19 protein-coding genes and 1 tRNA gene are annotated in these 22,695 nt (G+C 61.6%); 7 read left to right on the top strand and 13 right to left on the bottom strand.

What is annotated here, in order from left to right; genetic code table 11:
* The first annotated feature begins 134 nt into the window (after positions 1-134).
* From KY500_RS00165 to KY500_RS00145, 5 genes are all read left to right on the top strand, one after another.
* Positions 135-2,597 carry a transglycosylase domain-containing protein gene (locus tag KY500_RS00165; RefSeq protein WP_219901860.1) on the top strand — a complete coding sequence of 821 codons (2,463 nt, stop codon included), beginning with the start codon at positions 135-137 and terminating at the stop codon, positions 2,595-2,597.
* A 113-nt stretch (positions 2,598-2,710) separates the two neighbouring features.
* Positions 2,711-2,784, top strand: a tRNA-Pro gene (locus KY500_RS00160).
* Positions 2,785-2,847: 63 nt separating this feature from the next.
* On the top strand, positions 2,848-4,329 hold the full coding sequence (locus KY500_RS00155) for a DHA2 family efflux MFS transporter permease subunit (RefSeq protein WP_219901859.1): 1,482 nt from the start codon (positions 2,848-2,850) through the stop codon (positions 4,327-4,329).
* A gap of 118 nt (positions 4,330-4,447) precedes the next feature.
* Positions 4,448-4,930, top strand: coding sequence for a VanZ family protein (locus KY500_RS00150; RefSeq protein ID WP_219901858.1), 483 nt, complete (start codon positions 4,448-4,450; stop codon positions 4,928-4,930).
* 117 nt (positions 4,931-5,047) lie between these two features.
* Positions 5,048-5,707: a DNA-binding response regulator gene (locus tag KY500_RS00145; protein ID WP_219901857.1), complete on the top strand. Its 660-nt coding sequence runs from the start codon at positions 5,048-5,050 to the stop codon at positions 5,705-5,707.
* A gap of 12 nt (positions 5,708-5,719) precedes the next feature.
* On the opposite strand, the gene KY500_RS00140 is transcribed toward KY500_RS00145, so the two are convergent.
* The gene (locus KY500_RS00140) at positions 5,720-6,754 is read right to left on the bottom strand and encodes an LCP family protein (RefSeq protein WP_219901856.1); all 1,035 of its coding nucleotides are present in this window, start codon (positions 6,752-6,754) and stop codon (positions 5,720-5,722) included.
* 151 nt (positions 6,755-6,905) lie between these two features.
* On the opposite strand from KY500_RS00140, the gene KY500_RS00135 reads away from it, so the two are divergent.
* Entirely contained in the window at positions 6,906-7,055 is a 150-nt protein-coding gene (locus KY500_RS00135) for a hypothetical protein (protein ID WP_219901855.1), read from the top strand.
* Between the two features lie 53 nt (positions 7,056-7,108).
* Entirely contained in the window at positions 7,109-7,486 is a 378-nt protein-coding gene (locus KY500_RS00130; RefSeq protein WP_219901854.1) for a hypothetical protein, read from the top strand.
* A gap of 237 nt (positions 7,487-7,723) precedes the next feature.
* Here KY500_RS00130 and KY500_RS00125 read toward each other — a convergent pair whose 3' ends face one another.
* From KY500_RS00125 to KY500_RS00070, 12 genes are all read right to left on the bottom strand, one after another.
* Positions 7,724-8,491, bottom strand: a complete 768-nt coding sequence (locus tag KY500_RS00125; protein ID WP_219901853.1) for an HAD-IIB family hydrolase — start codon at positions 8,489-8,491, stop codon at positions 7,724-7,726.
* Entirely contained in the window at positions 8,492-9,805 is a 1,314-nt protein-coding gene (locus KY500_RS00120) for a UDP-glucose/GDP-mannose dehydrogenase family protein (RefSeq protein WP_219901852.1), read from the bottom strand.
* 166 nt (positions 9,806-9,971) lie between these two features.
* Positions 9,972-10,229, bottom strand: a complete 258-nt coding sequence (locus tag KY500_RS00115; RefSeq protein ID WP_219901851.1) for a hypothetical protein — start codon at positions 10,227-10,229, stop codon at positions 9,972-9,974.
* 387 nt (positions 10,230-10,616) lie between these two features.
* Positions 10,617-12,356 carry a DUF4012 domain-containing protein gene (locus KY500_RS00110; protein WP_219901850.1) on the bottom strand — a complete coding sequence of 580 codons (1,740 nt, stop codon included), beginning with the start codon at positions 12,354-12,356 and terminating at the stop codon, positions 10,617-10,619.
* A 178-nt stretch (positions 12,357-12,534) separates the two neighbouring features.
* On the bottom strand, positions 12,535-13,521 hold the full coding sequence (gene rfbB, locus KY500_RS00105; protein ID WP_219901849.1) for a dTDP-glucose 4,6-dehydratase: 987 nt from the start codon (positions 13,519-13,521) through the stop codon (positions 12,535-12,537).
* A gap of 200 nt (positions 13,522-13,721) precedes the next feature.
* Positions 13,722-15,284, bottom strand: a complete 1,563-nt coding sequence (locus KY500_RS00100) for a lipopolysaccharide biosynthesis protein (protein ID WP_255579597.1) — start codon at positions 15,282-15,284, stop codon at positions 13,722-13,724.
* 103 nt (positions 15,285-15,387) lie between these two features.
* Positions 15,388-16,260 (bottom strand): polysaccharide pyruvyl transferase family protein, encoded by an 873-nt coding sequence (locus KY500_RS19655; RefSeq protein ID WP_370626852.1) that lies wholly within the window; start codon positions 16,258-16,260, stop codon positions 15,388-15,390.
* A gap of 2 nt (positions 16,261-16,262) precedes the next feature.
* A complete protein-coding gene (locus KY500_RS00090; RefSeq protein WP_219901846.1) occupies positions 16,263-17,636 on the bottom strand; it encodes an O-antigen ligase in 1,374 nt (457 codons plus the stop codon).
* Between the two features lie 106 nt (positions 17,637-17,742).
* Positions 17,743-18,954 carry a glycosyltransferase gene (locus KY500_RS00085; protein WP_219901845.1) on the bottom strand — a complete coding sequence of 404 codons (1,212 nt, stop codon included), beginning with the start codon at positions 18,952-18,954 and terminating at the stop codon, positions 17,743-17,745.
* A gap of 1,282 nt (positions 18,955-20,236) precedes the next feature.
* Entirely contained in the window at positions 20,237-20,569 is a 333-nt protein-coding gene (locus tag KY500_RS19650) for a glycosyltransferase (protein ID WP_219901844.1), read from the bottom strand.
* A complete protein-coding gene (locus KY500_RS19645; RefSeq protein WP_219901843.1) occupies positions 20,518-21,522 on the bottom strand; it encodes a glycosyltransferase family 4 protein in 1,005 nt (334 codons plus the stop codon). Before KY500_RS19645 ends, KY500_RS19650 begins: the two co-directional genes overlap by 52 nt.
* Positions 21,523-21,529: 7 nt before the next feature.
* The gene (locus KY500_RS00070; RefSeq protein WP_219901842.1) at positions 21,530-22,663 is read right to left on the bottom strand and encodes a glycosyltransferase; all 1,134 of its coding nucleotides are present in this window, start codon (positions 22,661-22,663) and stop codon (positions 21,530-21,532) included.
* Between the last annotated feature and the right edge of the window lie 32 nt (positions 22,664-22,695).

Raw genomic sequence — 22,695 nt, 5'->3', positions numbered from 1 at the left:
TCCGCACCTCGACCCCCAAGCTGGGGCCACCCTCTGAAGGCGGGATCCAGCCGTTCTGGCATAGGCTCACGCTTATGGGGGAAAACAAACGTACATTCGGTGGCGCGCTCGGCGGGCTTCTCGGGTTGGTCGCAATGAGCGCGGTCGCCGGGTTGCTGGTCACCGTGGCCATCACGCCTGCACTGGCAATTTCGAGCATGGCCACCACGAGCACGATCAACGCCTTCGAGAACTTGCCCAACTACCTGGCGATCGAGGAACTCTCGCAGGTGAGCACGATCTACGCGGTGCAGAACGATGGCAACCCGTATCCGCTCGCGTCGTTCTACGACCAGAACCGCGTCGAGGTGGGCATCGAATCAATGAGCCCGTTCGTGCTCGATGCCGTCGTCGCCGGTGAAGACCCCCGGTTCCGCGAGCACGGCGGCGTGGACCTGCAGGGCACCATCCGCGGAGCACTGTCGACCCTCACCCCCAGTGGTGACGTGTCCGGTGGTTCCTCGGTCACCCAGCAGTATGTGAAAAACGTTCTCGTGCAGAAGTGCGAGATCATGACCGATCAGGCCAAGCTGGATGCCTGTTTCGACGACGCCACGAAGACCAGCCCGGAGCGCAAGCTCAAGGAGATGCGCCTGGCGATCGGTGTGGAGAAGCAGTACAGCAAGGACCAGATCCTGCAGGGCTACCTCAACATCACCGGCTTCGGCGGCACCGTGTACGGCATCGAATCCGCCGCCCGGTACTACTACAACGCCAGCGCAGCCACGCTCAACCTGCCCCAGGCGGCCAGCCTGATCGCCATCGTGAACAACCCGGAAAAGTTCCGCCTCGACCGGCCCGACAGCGAAACGAACGGCGCGGCTAACGGCTACGCCGCGAACAAGGACCGCCGGGACTACATCCTGCGCGAGATGCTCAAGTACGAGAAGATCAGCGCCGACGACTACACAGCCGCGGTCGCCAGCCCCATCGAGCCGCAGATCACCGAGCCCTCCACCGGTTGCCAGACCGCCGGCGGCGCTGGCTTCTTCTGCAACTACGTCACCCACGTGCTGCGCAGCGACCCCACCTTCGGCGCCGACGAAGATACCCGGATGCTCAACTTCCGTCGCGGCGGCTACCAGATCTACACCACCCTCGACCTTGACCTGCAGCTGGCGTCCGAGGACGCCATCAACGCCCAGATCCCCATGACGGCGTCCTGGGACGTCGGCGCCGTGGCCACGAGCGTGCAGGTGGGCACCGGCCGGGTGATCGCGATGGCTCAGAACAAGAAGTACACCCAGCTGGAGGAAGCCCCCGGCCCGGAGTACACCGGCATCAACTACAACACCAACTACACCGAGGGCGGCTCGACCGGCTTCCAGCCTGGCTCCACCTACAAGGTGTTCACCTTGGCCGAATGGCTCAAGGAAGGCCACGCGCTGGGCGAACGAGTCGACTCGGCCCGCAAGTCCAACTGGGGAACCTTCCAGGACTACTGCGACGGACCGCAGTCTGCCGGGTCATACAACCCTCGCAACGACGGCAACGAGGGTGGCACCAACTACACCGCCCTGCAGTCCACGATCGATTCCATCAACACCGGGTTCATGGGTATGGCCAAGCGCCTCGACCTGTGCAAGATCCGCGACATGGCCACCTCCTTCGGCGTGGTGCGGGCGGATGGCGACCCGCTCAGCAAGACCCCGTCGTCGGTGCTCGGCACCAACGAGGTGGCTCCCCTGAACATGGCCGTGGCCTTCGCGGGTATCGCCAACAAGGGCACCACCTGCTCCCCCATCGTGATCGACCGGATCGTCGGTGCCGATGGAACGGAGATCACCCCACCAGCGTCCACGTGCACCGAATCGGTGGAGCCGGCCGTCGCCGCCGGAATGGCCTATGCCATGCAACGGGTGATGAGCGAGGGGTCGGCCACGCAGTCCTACGGGAACACCTACCCGCGGGTGCCGATGATCGGTAAGACCGGTACGACCGACGATGCTCTCGCTACCTGGATGAGTGGAGCGAGCACCAAGGTCGCCACAGTCGTCGGAGTGGTGAACGTGACGGGCTTCCAGAACCAGCGCGACACCAAGTTCAATGGACTCCAGGTAGCCACGGCCCGACACCGCATCTGGCCGGTCATCATGAGCGCCGCCAATGAGAAATACGGCGGAGATGACTTCGAGGCTGCCTCCGGCAACGTCATCCGCGGCGCCCAGGTCTCCGTTCCCGACGTGCGTGGTCTGAGCATGGGCGATGCCAAGAGCAAGATCGAGAGCGCCGGTTTCGGTTTCGCCGACGGCGGCATCACCGACTCCGAGCTGCCCGCCGGCATGGTGGCCCGCACCGACCCGGCCGGCGGCGGTTCCGCCAGCATCGGATCCATCATCACCGCGTACTCCAGCAACGGCTCCCAGGTGCTGCTGCCCAACGTGGTGGGCCAGACACTGGATCAGGCCAAGGGATCGCTGAGCGGCTTCGGCGTGCAGGTTCTCGAAGACACGGTCACCGACCCCGCCCAGGTGGGCCGGGTCACGGTGATGAACCCGGTGGCGGGCTCCCCCGCCATTCCGGGCGGAACCGTGATCGTGGTCGTGGGCAAGCAGTAACAAGGTCTCGCCAGGCTCGACCACCGTACTCACGGTGGTTGAGCCCGGCGAAACGGGCTGGTCGAAACCCCCCGAGCCGATGGGGTTATACTTGACGAGGCCTACAGGGCCATCGGGGTATGGCGCAGCTTGGTAGCGCGCGTCGTTCGGGACGACGAGGTCGCAGGTTCAAATCCTGTTACCCCGACAGAAGAAACCCCCACTCTTGCGAGTGGGGGTTTTTCTGTTCCTCTGCGCCCGGAAGGCCCTCATGTCTGACTCCCCCCTCGCGTCGCCGGCTCCCGCCGTCTCCCGCCGTGCCTGGCAGGCGCTCATCGTGCTGCTCGCCGGCATGTTCATGGCTCTGCTCGACACCACAATCGTCAACGTGGCGCTGCCCAGCATCCAGACCAGCCTCACCGCGTCGGAGGCGACTCTCTCCTGGATCATCTCCGGATACGCGTTGGCCTTCGGCCTGGCGCTCATCCCGGCCGGCCGCATCGGTGACCGCATCGGCCACAAATGGGTCTTCTTCACCGGCCTGGCCCTCTTCACTGTGGCCAGCCTGGCGTGCGGTCTGGCTCAGAACGAGCTGCAGCTCATCGTGGCCCGGGTAGTGCAGGGACTCGCGGGCGGCATGTTCGTGCCCGCGGTCACGGCCGTCATCCAGCTGATGTTCCCGCCGCGCTTCCGCGGCAAGGCCTTCGCCATCATGGGTTCGGTCATCGGCGTGTCCACCGCGCTCGGCCCGATCGTGGGCGGCCTGATCATCGAGGCCTTCGGCGTGGAGAACGGCTGGCGCCTGGTGTTCTGGGTAAACCTGCCCATTGGCATCGTCGCGCTCATCGCGGCCGCCATTCTGCTGCCCTCCGGAACCGGCACGGCCTCCGACCCGGGCGCCGCCGCGTCCTCCCGCATCGACTGGGTGGGCCTGCTGCTGGTCTCGGCCGGTCTTGTTGCACTGCTCGTGCCGCTCATCGAAGGCCAGGACCGCGGTTGGCCGGTCTGGACCTACCTCGTACTCGCCGCAGGCGCCCTGCTGATCGTGGCGTTTGGCGCCTGGGAGGTGCGGGTCAGCAAGGCCGGCCAGAGCCCGCTCGTGCCGCCCCACCTGTTCTCCCACCCGGCCTTCACCGGCGGCGTGATTCTGGCCCTGGTCTACTTCGCGGCCTTCACCAGCATCTTCTTCACCATCTCCATCCTCTGGCAGGCGGGTCTCGGTCACACCGCGCTCGAATCCGGGCTCGTCTCCATTCCGTTCGCGATCGGCTCGATCATCGCGTCCTCGCAGAGCAACAGGCTCACCCAGCGCCTGGGCCGCACCGTACTGGTGCTAGGCGTGGCCCTGGTCACCGTTGGACTCGTCTGGGTGTGGCTGGTGCTGCTGATCACCGACCCGGCCGACCTCACCAACTGGCTCCTGCTGCCGCCGCTGTTCATCGCGGGCCTGGGCAGTGGCGCGTTCATCGCCCCGAACGTGTCGTTCATCGTCGCCACCGTCGACCGTGCCGAGGCCGGTGCGGCCAGCGGCGTGGTGGGCGTCATGCAGCGCGTGGGCAGCGCCGCGGGCATCGCCGTCGTGGGCAGCGTGTTCTTCGGCACCCTGGTGGTGGCCGGCCCCGGCCCGGAGGCCCTGGCCACGGGATTCACCGACAGCGCCACCCTGGCGATGGCGGTCAGCGCCGCGCTCAGCGTGGTGGCCCTGCTCCTGGTGTTCCTGCTGCCCAAGCGCGTCGAGGTGCCCGGCCGCTGACTCCCCTTGGCCTCACAGCAGCGGCTCGCTAGTCTGGTCACTTGGTCCGTTGACGGTGATGTCCTCCCGCGATGAACCGTGCCGGAGGCCTCTCCCGTTCCGCAGGAGGGAGAGTCGCATGAGCACTGACAGCCGGCGCGCACCTCACGCCCTGCGGCGCGGCGCCCTTGTCCTCGCAGCTGCGTACCTGGTGGCTCTTGCTCTCATCGCATTTTGGCCCACCCCGGTGGACCGAGGTGCGCACCGCCCCATCACGACCGTCCTGGCCCACCTGCATGCGCACGGCGTGCCGACGTGGTTCAACTACGGGCTCGTGGAATTCACCGCCAACATTGCGTTGTTCGTGCCGGTCGGGCTGCTCGGTGTGATTCTTCTCGGCAGTGCACGATGGTGGATGGCCGTTCTGGCGGGCTTGGTCGCCAGCAGCGTCACCGAGCTGGGGCAGCTGGTCTTCCTACCCTCTCGCTACGCCACCGTCATGGATGTGATCGCCAACACCTCCGGGTCCCTGCTCGGTGCACTGCTGGCGCTGGTGCTGCTCGCCGCGATCGGCTCCCGCTCCCCCGCTCTCGTCTACAAGGCAGGATCACAGACGACGTGAGCGCGTAGGCTGGTCCTCCGGGACTCAGTGGTGGGCACCTCGGACCCGCCTCCTAGCTCTCCACCTCTCAGGGCCGCCATGAACCCTCTGCCGCCAACCTGACTGTGAGATTCCTCTGTGACCACGCGTGACGACACCGCACCGATCCGGCTTGGCCTTCTGGACACCCATGAACTACTGCTGGACGGCATGGGCGCGTGGATCGGACAGCACGCGCCGGACTTTGATTTGGTCCTCACCGCGACCACCTGGGCGGACTTCGTGCACCATCCCAACTTCCCTGCCGACCTGGTGGTCCTGGACGACCACATCGCCGGACCGGTGTCTATCGAAGCTCGGGTGCGCACGTGCAGGGCAGCCGGCGCCAACGTGGTCGTGGTCAGCAACGTCGACAGTTGGAAGGTTCACGACCGTGCCCGTCTCGCCGGGGCCACGGGCTACCTCACCAAGGATCTCTCGATGGCTCAATTCATGGAGGCGGCCCGCGCGGTCATGGGTCGCCCGTCACGCCTGGAGGCGCTGGAACCCCTTCCCGCACCCCCACGAGGTGCACAGCGGCCATTACCGCCCCTCCTGAGCCCTGGAGAAGTCACTGCCTTCCGTCTCTACTCGGCTGGCCACACCACCAGGAATGTGGCCGAGCACATGGGAGTGCAATACGAGACCGCCAAGACGTACCTCCGCCGGGTACGTGAGAAGTACGCCAAGGTCGGCAGGCCGGCCAGTCGGCGGGGGGATCTCATCCGCCGCGCTGCCGAAGACGGCTACCTGACCTAGTCAGCCCGCAACCTACTGCTGCGCCAGCGCTCCGACGGTATCCGCGCGGAAGGCGTCCTGTACCGAGGGGAGGGCCGTCCAGTCCAGGTTGACAATCGACTGACCATCGTCTGCTGTGCCCGTTCCGGCGGTGGGAATGGTGAAGAACGACACGTCGTCCGCCCGCACGTCACGCAGCTCCACGCCGAGAGCCACGAGGTCGGCGGAGGACAGCTTGTCGTCGATCGCCAGATGAGGCGTGACCGCCCCGATGACCGCCCCCATGCTGCCCGGGTCGGTCAGGGTGGACTTGTGCATCACACCGCTGAGCAGGGCCCGGATGAGCAACTGCTGGTTACGCACCCGCTGGAAGTCACCGTCGGTGAAGGCGTAGCGTTCCCGGGCAAAGGCCAGAGCCTCGGTGCCGTCGAGGTGTTGCACGCCCTGCGGGAAGACGTGGCCGGCGAGATGGTACGAGTCAAAGGCGATTGGGTTGTCGATGTCGACACCGCCGAGCGCATCCGTCACAGCCTTGAAACCGGCGAAGTCCACCACCGCCACATGGTCGATGCGCGCCCCGATCAGGCCCTCCACGGTCTGCACCGCCAACGGTACTCCGCCATACGACAGTGCCGCGTTCACCTTGGCCTCCCCATAACCGGGGATCTCGAGCCAGCTGTCGCGGGGTATCGACATCACTGACAGGCCGGCGCGGTCGGCGGGAATGTGCAGGATCACGATGGTGTCGGAGCGCTGCCCGCTGATGTTCGCGATCGAGCCGGTGCTGTCGCCGCGGGAGTCGGAGCCGAGCAGCAGGAAGTTCAGCGCCGTGGCCGCGGTTCCCGTGGAGACCGGCGGCCGGTCCACGCTCGCGGCCGGGAACGCATCCGGGATCTTCTCGACCGCATCGAAGCTGCGGGTGAGGTTGAAGACCGTGACACCCGCCACCGCGAACACCACCACGGCGACGACCCCGAAGACCAGGAACACGATGTGCCAGACCCGCCGGCGGGCGGGCGGCGCTTCATGTCGCACCGGGGCGGGTTGCACTGCGGGCACTGTGGGCATCGGGTTGCCTCCTGCGGAACAGTCGGGATGCGGTGCGCACACCATAGACCGCCGGTTCAGACCGGGCTAGTGTCCCCCTTTTCACCTACACCCGAACTGGGGGTCCTCATTCGGGGTGCATTTGAAGTCACCGTCCGTTAGGTTGGGCCGCATGGGAATCCGCCGACGGACTCGTCGGATTCGCCGCTGGTACCGACGGCACGAACACAGCGCGGGGATGCTAGCCGCCCGCGTGATCCTCGTCACTATCGCCGCGGTTGTGGTGGCCGCTCTGGCCCTCTACGCCATCCGCACCATGTGAACCCGGCCGAGGCCACGGGTGAATTCGCATCCCACACTGGGTATGCTCACGGAATGCGTCTTCAAGCCCCAGTCACCGTTCTCCTCGGCGCCATCCTTCTCGCAGGGTGCTCCGCCCCAGAGCCCGCGGTCACGGCAACCCCCACGGCGACGGCAACGCCGACGCCGACGGCACTTACGGAACCGCAGCTGCTCGACAAGCAGACCAAGACCATGGTGAACCTCTACAGCCAGGTTGTCTGTACCAACCTCGCCGAGCACCCCGACATCGACCTCAACGCCGCCGTCGACAAGGTGCTTGCTACCTACGCCACCGAGGGACTCTCCGAGGAATCACGCGTGGAACTGGCCCACCGCGTGCTCGAGCAGTCCGCGGCCAAGAACTGCCCTGATCAGAGCGCTCGAGTTACCGCAGACCTCAACGGCGAATAGTCCTACAGACAGTCATCCACCCAGTACTCCTCACATTCGTCGGAGCACCAGTAGCGTTCGCGATCGGCGATCGGCGATCCGCATTGGCGGCAACGTCGACCGCGACGCAGGAAGAGCGAGCGCGGTGATAGGGCAGTCAGGACATTGGGCATCGGGTTGCCTCCAGTCGTACAGTGTGTGCGTACATAAACACACGAGTACGAGCTGAAGGCAAGGCCTCAATATCGCAGCGACGTCCTAAGGGACGAGAGTGGGGATCAGGTCGTCCAGCACCGACGCCGTGTCTTCCCAATTCTCGACGGCAACGCAGTCGACACCGAGTGCCTTCACGGGATAGTCGTTGCCGTTTTCGTCGAGTCGATCCCCGATGAAGAGCATGTCTGCCAGCGGAATCCCGGTGAGTTCGGCCAGGCGGGTCATACCGTACGCCTTATCGATCCCCCGGCGGGTGATGTCCACGGATGTCGATCCGCCGGAGCGAACCTCCAGATCGGGCAGCAAAGCCTGAACAGCCTCCCGCAACGCCGTCTTCTTTGCACCGTCAGCATCCCACTTTGTCTTTGACGCTACGGGAGCCGCCTGGCCCAAGGCCGAAAAGGTGATTTGGGAGCCCCGGTCCTCAAGGATGGGCCCCCACGTCTCGGTCTCCCAATAGCCCAGCTCACGAGCCGTCGTCTCCACTGCGGCGAGGGCGCGTTGTTTCTGGTCATCGGTGAGGTTCTCGGCGTAGACCTGCTCCCAGTCCCCAGACTGGTGGCGGTAGTACTGAGTACCGCAGGTGGGCATGAGGTGCAAGCGCGCGAGTGCGCTGTCGTCAACCCCGGCCAGGTTATCGATGACCTGCATGGAGAACTGCGCGAACTGTCCGCCCGAGATGACGCACACCTCTGCCACCTCCAGCAGCCTCACCAGCAACGTCGCCATGCGCTGATCGATGGGTGACTTCGAGGGAGCCAGGGTGTCATCGAGGTCAAAAGCGACTAAGCGGGGGTCTTGCAATGCCATTTAGGGTCGGCCCAATCCGTAGTAGTTCCAGCCGGCGTCTCGCCATGCTGCCGCGTCCAGCGTATTGCGCCCGTCGATGATGGTGCGCGAATTCACGAGTCCGGCTGCCCAGACTGGGTCTATTGACTTGAATTCGGGCCACTCGGTGACGAGGACCACCGCGTCGGCACCGCGAAGAGTCTCCTCGATGTCTGTGGAATACGTGATCTGCGGGTGACGCAAACGTGAATTCTCAATGGCTTGGGGATCAGTTGCCATTACGTCAGAACCAAGGCCTCTCAGCTGCACGGCGACGTCCAGAGCTGGTGAGTCCCGCACGTCATCGGAGTGCGGCTTGAAGCTCAGCCCTAATACTGCGACCTTGGCGTTGTGCACGGAGCGGCCCAACGCAGCCACAGTGAGGTCGACAACACGCTGACGCCGCCGCAGGTTGATGGCGTCCACTTCTTTCAGGAAAGCAACCGACTCGCCACGACCAAGCTCTTCGGCTCGTGCGGTGAAGGCACGGATGTCTTTGGGAAGGCACCCTCCGCCGAACCCCACACCTGCGTTGAGAAATCGTCGACCGATGCGGCTGTCGTAGCCGATCGCGTCAGCGAGCTGGGTCACGTCTGCACCCGAAACCTCCGCGATTTCCGCCATCGCATTGATGAAGCTGATCTTGGTCGCGAGGAACGCGTTAGCGGCGACCTTGACGAGTTCAGCTGTGGCGTAATCAGTGACGACCAAAGGGGTCTCGGCCTCAATCGCGGTGGCGTAGACCTCGTTGAGCTGCGCAGTCGCCCGGCGCCCATCTTCCCCGGCCGCAACGCCGTACACCAAACGATCGGGGGCAATCGTGTCCTGCACGGCGAACCCCTCACGGAGGAATTCGGGGTTCCACGCCAATATGGCTCCGCTTCCGGACGAAGAAAGCACCTCAGCGAGGCGCGCAGCGGTACCGACGGGTACCGTACTCTTTCCGACGACCAGGTCGCCCTTCTGCAGGTGTGGTATCAGTGCGTGTAAAGCGGCGTCCACGAATCGCAGGTCTGCAGCGTTGCTGCCCGCCTTTTGCGGAGTGCCCACGGCGATGAAATGCACGGCTGAACCACGGGCATCCGCAATGTCCGCGCTAAAACGCAAACGACCGGATGCAAGTGCAGACGACAGCACCTCGGGAAGGCCAGGTTCGTAGAATGGCGTGATTCCCTCTGCAAGAGCCCGAATCTTGTCGACGTCCACGTCGATGCCGACGACCTCGTGGCCCAATTCGGCCATTGCCGAGGCGTGAACTGCGCCGAGATATCCGCAGCCGATAACTGAAATTTTCATTCGATTGCGCCCATGCATCAGAGCATACCGGGACAGTGCAACTTGCCTACTCAAGCGTCCGCGGAACACACAGAAGGCCCCGAACATAATGTTCGGGGCCTTCTGTTTTGCTGACTAGCTACCACACACAGTGTCGGAAGGTGGTGCCTCTAGCCTGTTGGGGCGATTATGCGTTGGCGCGCTGGCGGCGCACAACGGTCAGTGCGACCGTCAGCGCCACACCGAGCAGCAGTGCTCCGGCGGCACCCCAGATGGCGAGCATCGGTGCGTCGTAGCCAGTGCTGGCAAGTCCGCCGTTAGCGGACGAGCCTGAGCCTGCGGCGGAGTCTGCTGCAGCGAGGCTAATGGCTGCGGTGCCGACGGTACCAGAGGTCAGGCCGGTGGCGGTCGTTGTGTAGGTGCCCGTCGCGTCGGCCGGAAGCACAACGTTAACGCTGGCGGCGCCCGCACCCGTTGCTGACTTGGTGAGCGAGACCGTGGCGGCCTTGACGACAGAGAGGGTGGCGGTACCAGACCCGGTGACAGCGAACGAAACCGTTTCGCCGGGAGTGAAGGATCCGTCGGTGAAAGCAACGGCGACCGTTGCTCCCGGTGCGACGGTGCCAGAGACAACAACGTTGCTCTCCGGGACGTAGCCGGCAGCGTTAGCTGCGGCCGGAACTGCGAAGACTGCGAGAACCGCGAGTGCGATAGTCGCAAAGGTCTTTTTGCCATGGTGGTACCCCCTGCTGGATTTAGAACGTATTTGCCGACACTGGCGTGCCCCGAATGGGGCAGACCTCGAATGAGGCTTTTTCTAGACTAGGGCACGTTAACAGGCTATTTCCAGTTTTCTTGTTTCATTCCTGTGAATAACGGGTGTCATTTGTAGCTCCTGGGTCTTTTTTGCGGCGCTGCCGCCCAACCAGTTGAATCGAATGGTCGTGGTTTCGCCCGGCGCGAGTTCGATGGCGATTCCGCTTACCGGGTAGCCGCTATCTGTCGCCGGGTGGTAGCCGACAGGCACACCGTCCCGGGTAAGTCCGAGATTGTCCATATCGGGTGCGCCGTAGACCGACACGATCGTCTTGACGCTTCCTGGGGGCACGCCGAAGTTTCCTTCCGCGGTTACATATCCGGGCAGCGCCGTCGCGGCGTCTGCGGGCGCAGTGTTGGTGAGTATGACGTCAACCGCGTAATTGGGCCGACGGTCGTTACGGCATATCGTTTGCCCGACCGCCGTTTGCACGTCCAAAAAAGGTCCCATCTTGGCGCCCGTCGCGTCATTGAAGTAGAGCCCGAACCGCTCAGTGTCTGCACTACTGATCGGCAGCCCACCCGCCAGGGTGGTATCGGCCAGAATGCTCTGTTCCGTATCGTCCGCACTCCACACGAGAACACGATGTTCACTGCCCGCACGGGCCAGAGCCTGCACAAGCGTTAGGGGGTCGGCACTTCCACCGGCCACTGCGGCGAACACTGACCCTGCCGCTGACGCGAAGAACGCGTCCTGGTCATCAGTATCGGGGTAGCGCGCATATACATCTGACAACAGCAACTGCACGGCGTTTTCCGAAGACATGACATCGCCCGTCGGAAGCGTGATCGGACCCGTGGCCCGCAATAGGTAGCTGAGAGCGACCGGATCGATGGACAACACCCCGGCCACGTCCTGGCCGAATTGCAGGCGCCACATTTCTTGGGCGAGTTTCGCGGACTGGGTGAAGTCGGGCGTGAGATTCACGTCTTGGATGAAACGGCCCGTGATGTCACCGTAGATGCCGCGCGTCTCCGTGGGTAATTCCAGCACCGGTGAGTCAAAATGCTTAAATTCGGCGCTCGACACCTGTTGAGCCAGCGAGATTTGACCGCCGTCCGTGTGCAGCAGCGCGACCGCTCCGGAAATGCCACCTGTCGAACGCAGCTCTGCGGGGTTCTGGAACAGCACCAGGTAGTCGCGAGGGCCAGCGACCCCCAGGATTGAGGGCAGAAGGCGCACTGCGCGGTCCACGGAGTCGATGCTCAGAGCAGCACCGTCAACGACCTCGCGAAGTTGATTCACTGCGTCGCTGACCTGACCAATGCTGTTCGCAGAGTTGATCGCAGAAATATCCGTCTGGGCCGTCGACAAGGCTGACGCGGCCCGGGCCACACTGGGCTGGGCATCCACCATAGGCTGCACGTTGATAGCTCCGTCTGTCGGCTTGAACGCCTCGATATCGATGGATCCAGCAGCCTCTGTCAGCGGCGCGACCGCGCCCGTGGCGATGTTTTCCACGACTGCCGCCAGTTGGCGCACCGCCGACAGGTTCTGGCCGAGTGCGGGAATCACTTCGAATGCCCGCCAGATGGGGTCGCTGGTGAGGTCGGCGGCCCGCACTGCATGCTTCACCAGCTGATCCGCAGAGCCACCTGCCTCCGCACTCTGCCCTGCCACCACTTGGTCTTGCACAGCGCTCGCCAACGGAATTGCGCTCTCCAGTTCGCTCTTCGCCATCAACGCCCGCGAGCCCACCCAGGCAACCGCACCCAAGACAAGAATGACCGCGCTGCAGATGACCCACACAGCCACACGTCGCCTGCGCCGAACCGGTCGGGATCGCCGAGTGCGAGCGTGGGAATGTGACATTCTGGGTCCGTTCTGGTGTGCATCGGGTGCGAAGCTAGGTCAACGCTACCGTCCAGGTCTTCGAACCCGCCCACTGCAACCGCCCGACAGCGCAAACGGTATGCGCTTCGGCTATCGGCTGCTAGCTCAGCGCCGCGCGGGCTTTGAGCGGTTCCCACCAGGAGCGGCTGCCGCGGTACCACTGCACGACGTCGGCCAGGCCCTGGGCGAAGGGCGCCTCGGGAGAGTAGCCGAGTTCGGCCTGGATCTTCGAGATGTCCACGGAGTAGCGCAGGTCGTGGCCGAGGCGGTCGGCGACGCGGTCGACGTAGGACCAGTCCTTACCGGTGGCGTCGAGGAGCAGCTGGGTGAGCTCGACGTTGGTCAGCTCGGTGCCGCCGCCGATGTTGTAGATCTCGCCTGCGCGGCCGTTGACCAGAACCATGGCGATGGCGCGGGTGTGGTCGTCCACGTGCAGCCAGTCGCGGATGTTGTTGCCCTCGCCGTAGAGGGGAACGTGCAGGTCGTCGATGAGGTTGGTCACGAACAGCGGGATGACCTTCTCGGGGAAGTGGTACGGGCCGTAGTTGTTCGAGCAGCGGGTGATCGACACGTTCAGGCCGTGGGTGCGGTGGTAGCTGCGGGCGAGCAGGTCGCTTCCGGCCTTCGACGCGGAGTACGGGGAGTTGGGCTCGAGGGCGCGTTCTTCGTTCCAGGAGCCCTCGGCGATGGAGCCGTAGACCTCGTCGGTGGACACGTGCACGAACCGGGGCAGGTCGTTGCGCAGCGCCGCGTCGAGCAGCTGCTGGGTGCCGAGCACGTTGGTCTCGACGAAGATCGACGCGTCGCGGACGGAGCGGTCCACGTGGGACTCCGCAGCGAAGTGCACCACGGCGTCCAGGCCGGGGAAGAGAGTGTCGAGCAGGGCACCGTCACGGATGTCGCCCTGCACGAAGGAGTACCGGGGGGAGTCGGCCACGGGGGCCAGGTTCTCCAGGTTCCCGAAGTAGGTGAGGGCGTCGAGAACGACCACCTCAGCGCCTTCCAGGCCCGGGTAGGCGTCCTGCAGGGTGCGGCGAACAAAGTTCGAGCCGATGAAACCGGCGCCGCCGGTAACGAGGATCTTCAACTTGCGCCCTTCTTTAGTGGTAATTCGCCATTCGCAGGGGTGGACGACGATTCTGAAAGGCGGCGTTTGCACTCCTATTCCGCCAAACAGGTTTGGGGTACGCCGTCCATAATGCCGCAAGGGCATGTCCGTCCCAGAATCCAGAGTCAGGATCCGAGTCGCGCGGCGACCAGGGGCTGACGCTAGCATTCAGCTCATACTCACTCCCGATTTGCTTTCCTTCGGCTTCTAGACGCGAGGCGCCACATCGAAGCAGAACGCCCCCTACCCCGCATCGTGCCTGCGGGCGGCTGCGTCTCCTGCCCGATTGCCTTACGTCCTCGCAGCAGCATCAGCACGAGCACCATGGCTCTTAGGTCCGATCGCAGTTTTCGGCTCACGAGAATCAATATGGAGTATGACGCAAACAAGAAAACGGCAGTGAGAACGATGTGCGCAACCGAACTGCTTGGGTGAATCAAGTGGACGAGAATTCCCGTAGCGCTGCCAGCTAAGGCGCCAGCAGCAAGGACCCTCAATCCTGTGAAGAGGAGAAGCTTGACGTCTGATACACCCTGACGCGAAAGCCACCAGAGCGACAACGGCCAGGTAATGCACATGCCTGCCGCATAGCCGGCAGCGACGCCCTCTACGCCGAAAATGCTGCCAAGAGCAATCATCGCAATAACCACGGGCCGGGAGATTAGGGAAAACCTGAGGTGGGCACCAGTCAGCCCGCGTGCAAGAAAGACCCAGTAGGCCGGGTAACTCACAGCTTGCACGGCTCCGCCAATCGCCAGGATCTGCAATATAGGAGAGGACGCCGTCCATTGATCGCCCAGCACGATGCGAATCAAAGGTTCCGCCGCAACAATCACCGCCGCGAAGATAAAAGCCACAGAGTGGCCGAGTACGAGCTGCGCTCGAACTACGTAGGCCATGAATTCACTCGCGCTGTCCTGCAGCTTAGATAATACGGGCAGCGCGACATGCGTTATGGGCGAGAAAAACTGATTGAGAGGAGCCGAAAGAAGTTGGAACGCCCGGTTGTAGAGACCCAACGTGGTCGATCCGAAAGCGGCTCCTACGATAACACTGTCGATATTCGAGCTTGCGTAAACGAGCACCTGGGTGCCGGTCAAATTGCCGCCGTATCTGAGCAGGCCACCCATGTTCGCATGTCGTCGAGGCAGTCCCGGCCACCAGCTCGCCGACGCTACTCGCAATAGCGTCATGAAGAAACACTGAACAAGCTGCTGGACCACCAATGCCCAAAATCCGTAGCCCAGCAGAGCAGCTGAGACCGCGCCTGCGAATCCCAGCACCAGAGCCAATAGTTCGGTCCAAGCAAGACTAAAGAACCGAAGGTTCCGACCCAGTTCGGCTTGAAACTGAGTTTGAAAGCCATTCAGAAGAAAAGTCAGTGCCAGCCAACTGGTTATCGCCACCAACTCGGGCTTTCCGTAAAAGGCGCTGATCGGCTGAGCGACGCTAAATGTCGCCACGGCGAGGAAAGCGCCGAGTCCCAAATTGATCCAGAACAGATTCGACTTTTGGTGTCGCGACAATGTCCGGGCTTGCATTGCGGCGGACGACAGTCCCAGATCCCGAATTACATCACCGACACCGATCAAGGCCGTGACCATAGCAACAAGACCGAAATCCCGAGGGCTAAGTATCCTGCTCAACACTACGAGGTTGGCAATCTGCAGAACTAGTTTCACCCCTTGACCCAGGAGCGTAATTCCCCCACCCCTCGCCGCCTGTTGCCCTAGAGAGGCCAACTCAGCTCCTCCGAAGGGTCGCGATTGGACGTGATTCTCACGAGCGCAATCAAGGACCTAGACTCCTTCTCGCCGGCGCCCCGAGCGTGAACCCGGCTCGTGCTCACGCTCGACTCGCAGCCCTCAGGAGGCCCTCACTCAAGGCAGCGGCGTTCGTTGCGGCAACCTTCGCATCTCTCTCGAGGGCCGCGAATCGCTGCGACACAGTGGAAGGGAGGACTAGAGAATCAATCGTGATCGGGTCGAACGGCAATTCCATCGATGAAAAGTAATCTCGATACTTGAAAGGGTCTTCACCGCCGGTCGGGAGGACCATCTGAACAGGAGTTCCTAGAGAGTGAGCGAAGACCAGTCCATGGAGACTGGAAGAAGCCACAAACTGTGCGGACGCTATCTGTCGCGCCACGGCGATCGGTGATCGAGTTGGCTCGACTATCGAATAGCCGGATGACCTGGCAATCCGAATCTCTTGCCTTCCGGCCGCTGAAGCCCACGTACGAAAATGCGGAACAAATACTCGGTGGTTCAGCTTCTTACGCCTATCCGCTTTGGCTATGAACTCAGAAATCAAAAGGCCAGGGTCACCAAGAGTGGAATCTGGATGACCAATCGCGTCAGCTGTTAATGGTCCGCGGACGGCTAGAACGCGGGAAGTATCGAATGAGCTTAGTGACACACCGTTCAACGGGCCTCTTGCTCCAGTGCCCCAATACAACGCGTCAGATTGCGCTTCGATGGCTAGGTCTAGAACGGAACCGATTGCAACGACATCCGCGCTTCCCAAGGGTGCCCACTCCACTCGCCTACCCGTCGCATACTCCAACGCCATGGGCGAAAATTCATCACCGAAATTCTTCAAAAGCCGTCGGCTGGACACGGCAAGGCGCGCCCAGACACCCGGATTTGAACGAAGCTCTGGAACTAAGGCCCTGATGGACCGCGAAGGGGCCCACCAAAAGAGTTTTGTTGAGCGCATCGTTATTTACCTTTCATGGAAGTCTGCTTTGTTGCCTGTGCGAGGAACGTCAGGCCTGGTTCGCGCTCGAATGCCTGTTGGCCATTGGCCCGGCCCGCGCGCAGGCCGTTTTCGCTGGCCGCACTCGTTAAAACCGCCATTGCAAAAAACCACAATGGCAATATCGGCCCCGCGAGCATTCCCCACCCTGTGGTTCCGATCAGCAGAAGGCCGGGGATACTCGAAATCGCGGCGGCGGAAAACGCAGCATGCGGGCCCTTTTGTCCCAGGTGCACAACGGCCCGCAGGGCAGCCCACACCACGGGAACGAACAACAACACTGCTCCGATGAGGCCAAGTTCGACGACTCCCAACACGAAAGTGTTGTGAACTGGCCATCCGGTCGCCGTAAGCGCATCGTATGGACCCACGGCAGTGACGTATGAGTTCGGGCCCACCCCGGTCCAAAGGTGCGACGGTATCAGGTCGAGAGCAACTGCTAGAAGGCGGTCCCGCGACCCTCCCGTTGGGTCTTCTTCAAGTCGAGATAGCGCTGCCCCTCCGAACATCAGAACGGCCAATCCGGCCATTGCAGGAAGGACAAAGCGCCGCCCACGATCAAGCGCGGCGGGCTGCAGGACCGCCCAAGCTCCCATCAGCAGAATGGCACCGGCGAGTACCGCTCGCCCACCAGTAAGGCCCAGCGGAATCAGCGCGACAATCAAGCCAGCCTGCGAGGTCAGCCGGATCCGCCGATTGTCAGACTTGGTGAACGGAAGCAAAAGCGCCATCAGGAGAAAAAGCGTCTTGCCAAGGTTATTTGGGTGATTGAGCGAACCGCTAACTCTTCCGCCCACAAGCTCGGCTGTTTGCGCGTCGACGGAAGGCGCAAGCACGCCCACCCACTGAAGTACGCTCAGCGCAAACTGAATCACGATCGCACAGAAGATGACAGTCGTGAAGGCACCCGCGGTCCCACCTTGACCGACGACGAGTTTCCTCCCTACGAATCCACCAACGATCCAGCCACCTACTCCCAGCAGATACTGCCAAGTGCCCGCAACCTGCTCATTCGTGCCCGACCAGAGAAAGCACATGCCAACTATTAGGAAAACAACGAAAGGCAGGAACATCCATAGCGGCTGAGTCTTGCTCCCGCTGCCGTGACTAAACAAGGCGATCAGCAGAGCCAGACAGACTCCTGCTCCGTACGTGGAGATGTCTAAGCCAGGTCCCGCAACCCCAACATGGGGCGCACGCACAGTAGATGTGAGTACAACGGGGAAGATCGCCAGCGACCCTACAAGAACGACGACTATGGCTACGGCCGAGCCGAAACGTTGTGTGAAGAGTGCGAGGAAGACACAGGCCGGAATTAAAAGGACGGCTTCAGCCACGTCTTCTCCGCTCGCCCGGGCTGGTATTGGATCGGGACCGCAACCCCATGCCCGTGAGGTTGGAATGAGCCGATTCTGAATCGGCCCCTCTATGCGTACTTTTCATCTACCTGGAACTCTGTTCAATCCGGTGGTACAGCTGGCCTATAACATCCGCAAACTTCTCTTCACCAAAGCGACCTTCACACCACTGGAATGCAGATTTCACGGCCGCCTCACGCGCCGCCATGTTGGTGAGGCCAGAGATAATTCCATCTGCGAAGCCGTCGGCGTCATTCACGATAGAAACGTAGGAAGAAGCGTTGGATATTCCCTCAGCGCCCACTGTCGTCGAGACTACCGGAACACAATGCAGCATCGCGGTAATTGTCTTGAATTTCACGCCTGCTCCTCGGAAAAGAGGAGCGACAAACACATCAGCCTGCTTGAAATATGGCGACAAATCGTCCACATAGCCGGTGACCAGGACACCTTCACTAGATTCAGCCGCATCCACGAGCCAGGGCGGTGGTTTGGAACCAGCCAAGATCAGGGTCGCGTCCGGCACTTGTCGTCTGACTCTTTCCCACACCTCCTTAATTAGCCAGAGGGCGCCTTCGCTGTTCTCTGGCCTCCCAAATGCCCCAACAAAAAGCACACGACTGGCTGACGACGCCGGAGTCACCACGGCGCGAGTTTCAGTTCCCTCCACTCCCAGAGGCGGATTGATCACGGAGACGGTTGCACGCTCACAAACGGCCTTCACCAGGTCTCGGTCCTTATCACTGAGCACCACGATGTGATCTACCGACCTGAGCACTCGGGCCTCGGTTCGGTTCGATAGCCAGGCTCGCACTCGAGCCACCATCCGCCGAGATCTCTTCGGTTCGTGTTCAATCAGCCTTGCCCAGCGTTGCGAGTTGAGATCGTGCACGATCAAGACTTGCTTCGCCGTAGGCGCGATCCTGCGTACCCATCCTGCGAGAGAGGCACTCTCAATCCACTGGAACTCTACGACCGAAGCGGCCCTAAGGTGATTCTTCAGCACCCGACTACGGTGGGCCGCCAACTCGAAATCAGACCCCAATGTTGCACCTTTTAGAAAGCTCAGCGTCTTTCTGGCCGGCCTCATCCATTTGTGGGACAGGATGGTGCCCCCGAGCTTGAAAACTGAAACACTCTCAGGATCGTGGGTATCGCCCGGAGTGAGGTTGTGACCTTCGTCGGGGGCAAATAACGCGACCTCATAGTCGTGGAGTAGCGCCTGCAAGTGACGACGTAAAAGTTCACCACCTGCGTGGTCTATCCCGGAGTATGGGACAAACCACGAAATCGACACGAGCGATTTTCGTGTATCTCCGCGACCGTCCCATTCTTCCGTCGCTGAATTCAAGACGCACCACCACGTACCGGCTCGTGTACCGAGCGCGACACAGATATAGCAAGATGCCTCATCGCAGATCTCCAGACGCGCTGTGGCGTCGGACTCGATAGCGCATGAACCAACTGCCAAGGACGAGCTGGTCTTTGAGCCAACTCCGGCTCTCGCGTGTCCGCAGACGAAGGGGACTCATCAAGATGGCCAGGATCACCCTGACAAGGCCGCCCGTCCTAACGATTAGTCGTCCGACACCTAAAGACCCGCCACTCCAGTCAGCCCAAGATCGCAGAGGAGCATCCGCCAGTTCCATCATCCGGAGAGCACGCTGGCTCTTGAGGTTTGACTTTCGGCTTTCGCCCCCGAGGTGTGTCGCAACGAGATTGGACGCGACAACAACCCCTGACTTAAGTTGGTGGGATCGATAACAGATTTCTTGATCCTCCAAATACATCGGAAGCCGCTCATCCAGTCCATCTCCAAAGATGTCTGACCGAATTGCCATGAAAGCGCCGGAGGTGATGTCGACAGTGAGACGTCCTGAAGCACCCATTTCTTGACGTGATAAATTCCGGTCCCTCGTGCCCAAGAATTTGGCAGCTTTCGGTATGCCGATCACCTCAGCGAACAGTCTCCTCTTGTTCCACCTACGTCGCATGCTCCCGCGGTCGATCGTGTGCCCGTCCTCTCCCACAAGCAAAGGTGCGACAATTCCGTACCCTTCCCGGTCCTGAACGTCACAGAGGCTTGTGATGGTCGCAGAACTAGTCCGAACATCCGGGTTGAGCAGAATCACACGCTCCGGAGGGCCCCATGTCGATCTTGCTTCTGCAAACATCGCATTGACGGCTGGGGCAAACCCGGAATTAACATCGTTGAGGCGGACAAGCGTTCGCGGTGCTGCGAACGCGAGGTGCTTCTCGACAGCGCGAATCAGGGACTTGGATCCACTGTTTTCGACTATTGCGACTCGGCCGGCCCCGCTACTCAGCCAGTCCCCCAAGACATCCACAAGTTCATCGATGTGCGACTCGGAACGATACGTAACTACAACTAGTAGTGCATACGAATCATTGACTGACCCATCGGTGGTCTCGCCAGCCAGGGTCACTCAGACCACCTTGCGCAGTGGCGTTGAAGATTCGGTTGGGGCACATACCTTCGCATGCGTGAGTCAGCACGCGCGAAGTGAAGGTCATCTTCGGCCCCAAGCTCAATACCCGCCGTTGGAGTGAAGATATGGTCAGACAATTGAGGTCCCGCTTCCGCTTTCCGGCACATCTAAAGAAGAATCGGAATTCTCAGTTGTGAGGCTGACTCCGGCCTTTGAGAACGCACCAGTCAGGTTGTGCGCCCATGAGTCCGGGGACCAGTGTGTGGCTGCGAAATCCCTGGCGGCACGACTCTTCTGGATGCCTCCGGCCGGGTTTTTGATCATCTCCTCCATGACCGCGGCCCAGGCTGTGACGTCACCGGGTTCGACCAAGTAACCTCGCCCTTCCGCCAACTGATCAGAGATTCCTCCTACATCGGAGCCCGCGACTGGGACGTCCCGCGCAATTGCGTCGTAGACCACAAGGGGCTAACTTCGTGCCAAACAGACGGCACAAGAAGGCCCGCAGAGTCCTTAAGTTGCTCGCGCGTCTCATCGAGCGACAGCGCCCCGGTGAAACGAACAGGAGCCCCCAGTTCGGTCGCTAGAGCCTGGAGCGCCCCTCTATCGCGGCCGTCTCCCACAATGGTCACAGGTATGCGACTCAACGCCGATGCCCGAATGATGATGTCCGTACCCTTTTCCGGTACCAGACGTCCAATCATGACGAGATCTGCGTCCGATGGAGTTTCTCTTTCTGGTTCCAGCTCAACCGGGTGCGGAATGCGCAGAATTCGCGCAGGATCCACGCCCGCAGCGATAGCAGATCGGTCTTGCCATGAGTTAGTGGTCACAACGACCGCCGGAGCGAGATAGCTTCGCCTCAACCTCGTAGCGGTAGCCTCTAACGTAAGAGCTATACCCGCTATAGCGCTTCCAGACCAACAGCGCTCAACCACGGGAGCCCAGAGAAACCCTGATCGGTGATCAAGGCACTTCGTGCAAATCTTGTTGGTCCGCTCCGAAAACAGCCGATAGTTGGGACACGCGATTTTGTAGTCGTGAAGACTCAATACCGTGGGTATTCCGCGCTCCGCGAGGATGTTCAAGACCACTGTGCCGAGCTGGTGGTACGCATGGACAACGTACGCAGCTTCAATCTTGTGTTCATCAAGGAGGGCACGCAGCTTCGTCTTGGTCTCGCCAGAGATAGTCGAGCGTTCCACAGATTTGATCGCGCCTCGCGCAGATCGCATTCTGAAGTCCACCTCACTCGGGAAAAATGCCGAGTGAGGGGTCGGAAGGGTTTCACTTTCCTGCATGGCAAATGGGATCACCTCATGCCCGGAGTCAGCCAGCCACTTAGCGACCGCAAATGTGTGAGTCTCGACACCGCCCAGATTCCGCCAGTACTTGTTTATCACCAAGATCTTCATTGGACGTTCACCTTTCCGCTCGGTCGATTAGCTTCATCAGAGACTCGTTGTATCTTGCGCATATTCCACTCCACTGGTACTCCGCACTTGCACGCTTCACAACAAGCCCGCTGAGGTGCTCTTGACGAAGTGAATTCCTCATCAGCAGGTCGATCTCGCGCGTAATTGAGGCAGGCGTGGGCTCCGCAAACAGACCGCCGTCTTCCCCGAGGACCTCACGGTTGTACTCCGTATCTCGAGCCACCGTCGGCGCGCCGCAGGCCATAGCTTGCACCAGGGCGGGGTTCGTCCCTCCGACGCTATGACCGTGGAAGTAGACACCGGCATGCTGCCAAAGTGACATCAGCCGCACGTCATCGCTCACGTGACCAAGCCAGTGCACATTCGCTGAGGACGCCGCCAGAGCTCTCGCCTGATCGTCGAGTTGCCCGCCATACCCCCCCGAGCCAACGATGACAATCGGCCACGATTCCGCAAGGGTCCGAGCTGCAGCTAGAAATTCGGGAACGGTGTTCTCCGGGACAAAACGGGCGACCACAAGAATATAGCCGCGATGACTGAGTCCCTCTTCTATCGGCAGGAGCGCGGGGATATCCCCACCGTAAGGTATAAATTCGCCGCCTCTAGAAAACTCCCGGTCCCAACGACGAGCAATGGCTCGTGCGTCAAAAACCAAGCGATCTCCGAACCAAGCTGTCATCTTTGCGCCTGCCCGGAACATGAGCTTCGCGAAGCGGCCCCATTTGGCTCGGTCCCACTCAATTCCATCCACGTTCACAAGCGTTGGAATTCCCCGTGCTTTCAGAAGAGGCAGCCAGAAACCGTTGGCAACGTTCATTACGATCACGACGTCCGGCTTGCTTCGAACCACATCTAGACATGCAGTTAGCCCGTAGGAGAGGGTGCTCAACGACTTCGATTCGATTCCTGGGGTCACTCGTCTTTTGACGAGTGGTTCGCGGCTGGGATCATCGTCCTTCGTGGCACCGTGACGACCGTATACGATGACATCCCAACCCTCACGTACGAGAAACGGTGCCAACCTGCGCACCGCAGTTTCGAACCCGCCGTAATAGCTCGGATACCCCCTCGTGCCGACAATTGCCACCGTTTTCTTGACTTCCTGATCCTTGGCGGTCACTTACGTCGTCCCATCACTCTAAGTTTCTGCTC

The sequence above is a fragment of the Cryobacterium sp. PAMC25264 genome (assembly GCF_019443325.1).
In the GTDB taxonomy this organism is placed as follows: Bacteria; Actinomycetota; Actinomycetes; order Actinomycetales; family Microbacteriaceae; genus Cryobacterium.
Note: the sequence above shows the minus strand (reverse complement) of the source record. Positions and strands in the feature narration are given on the sequence as shown.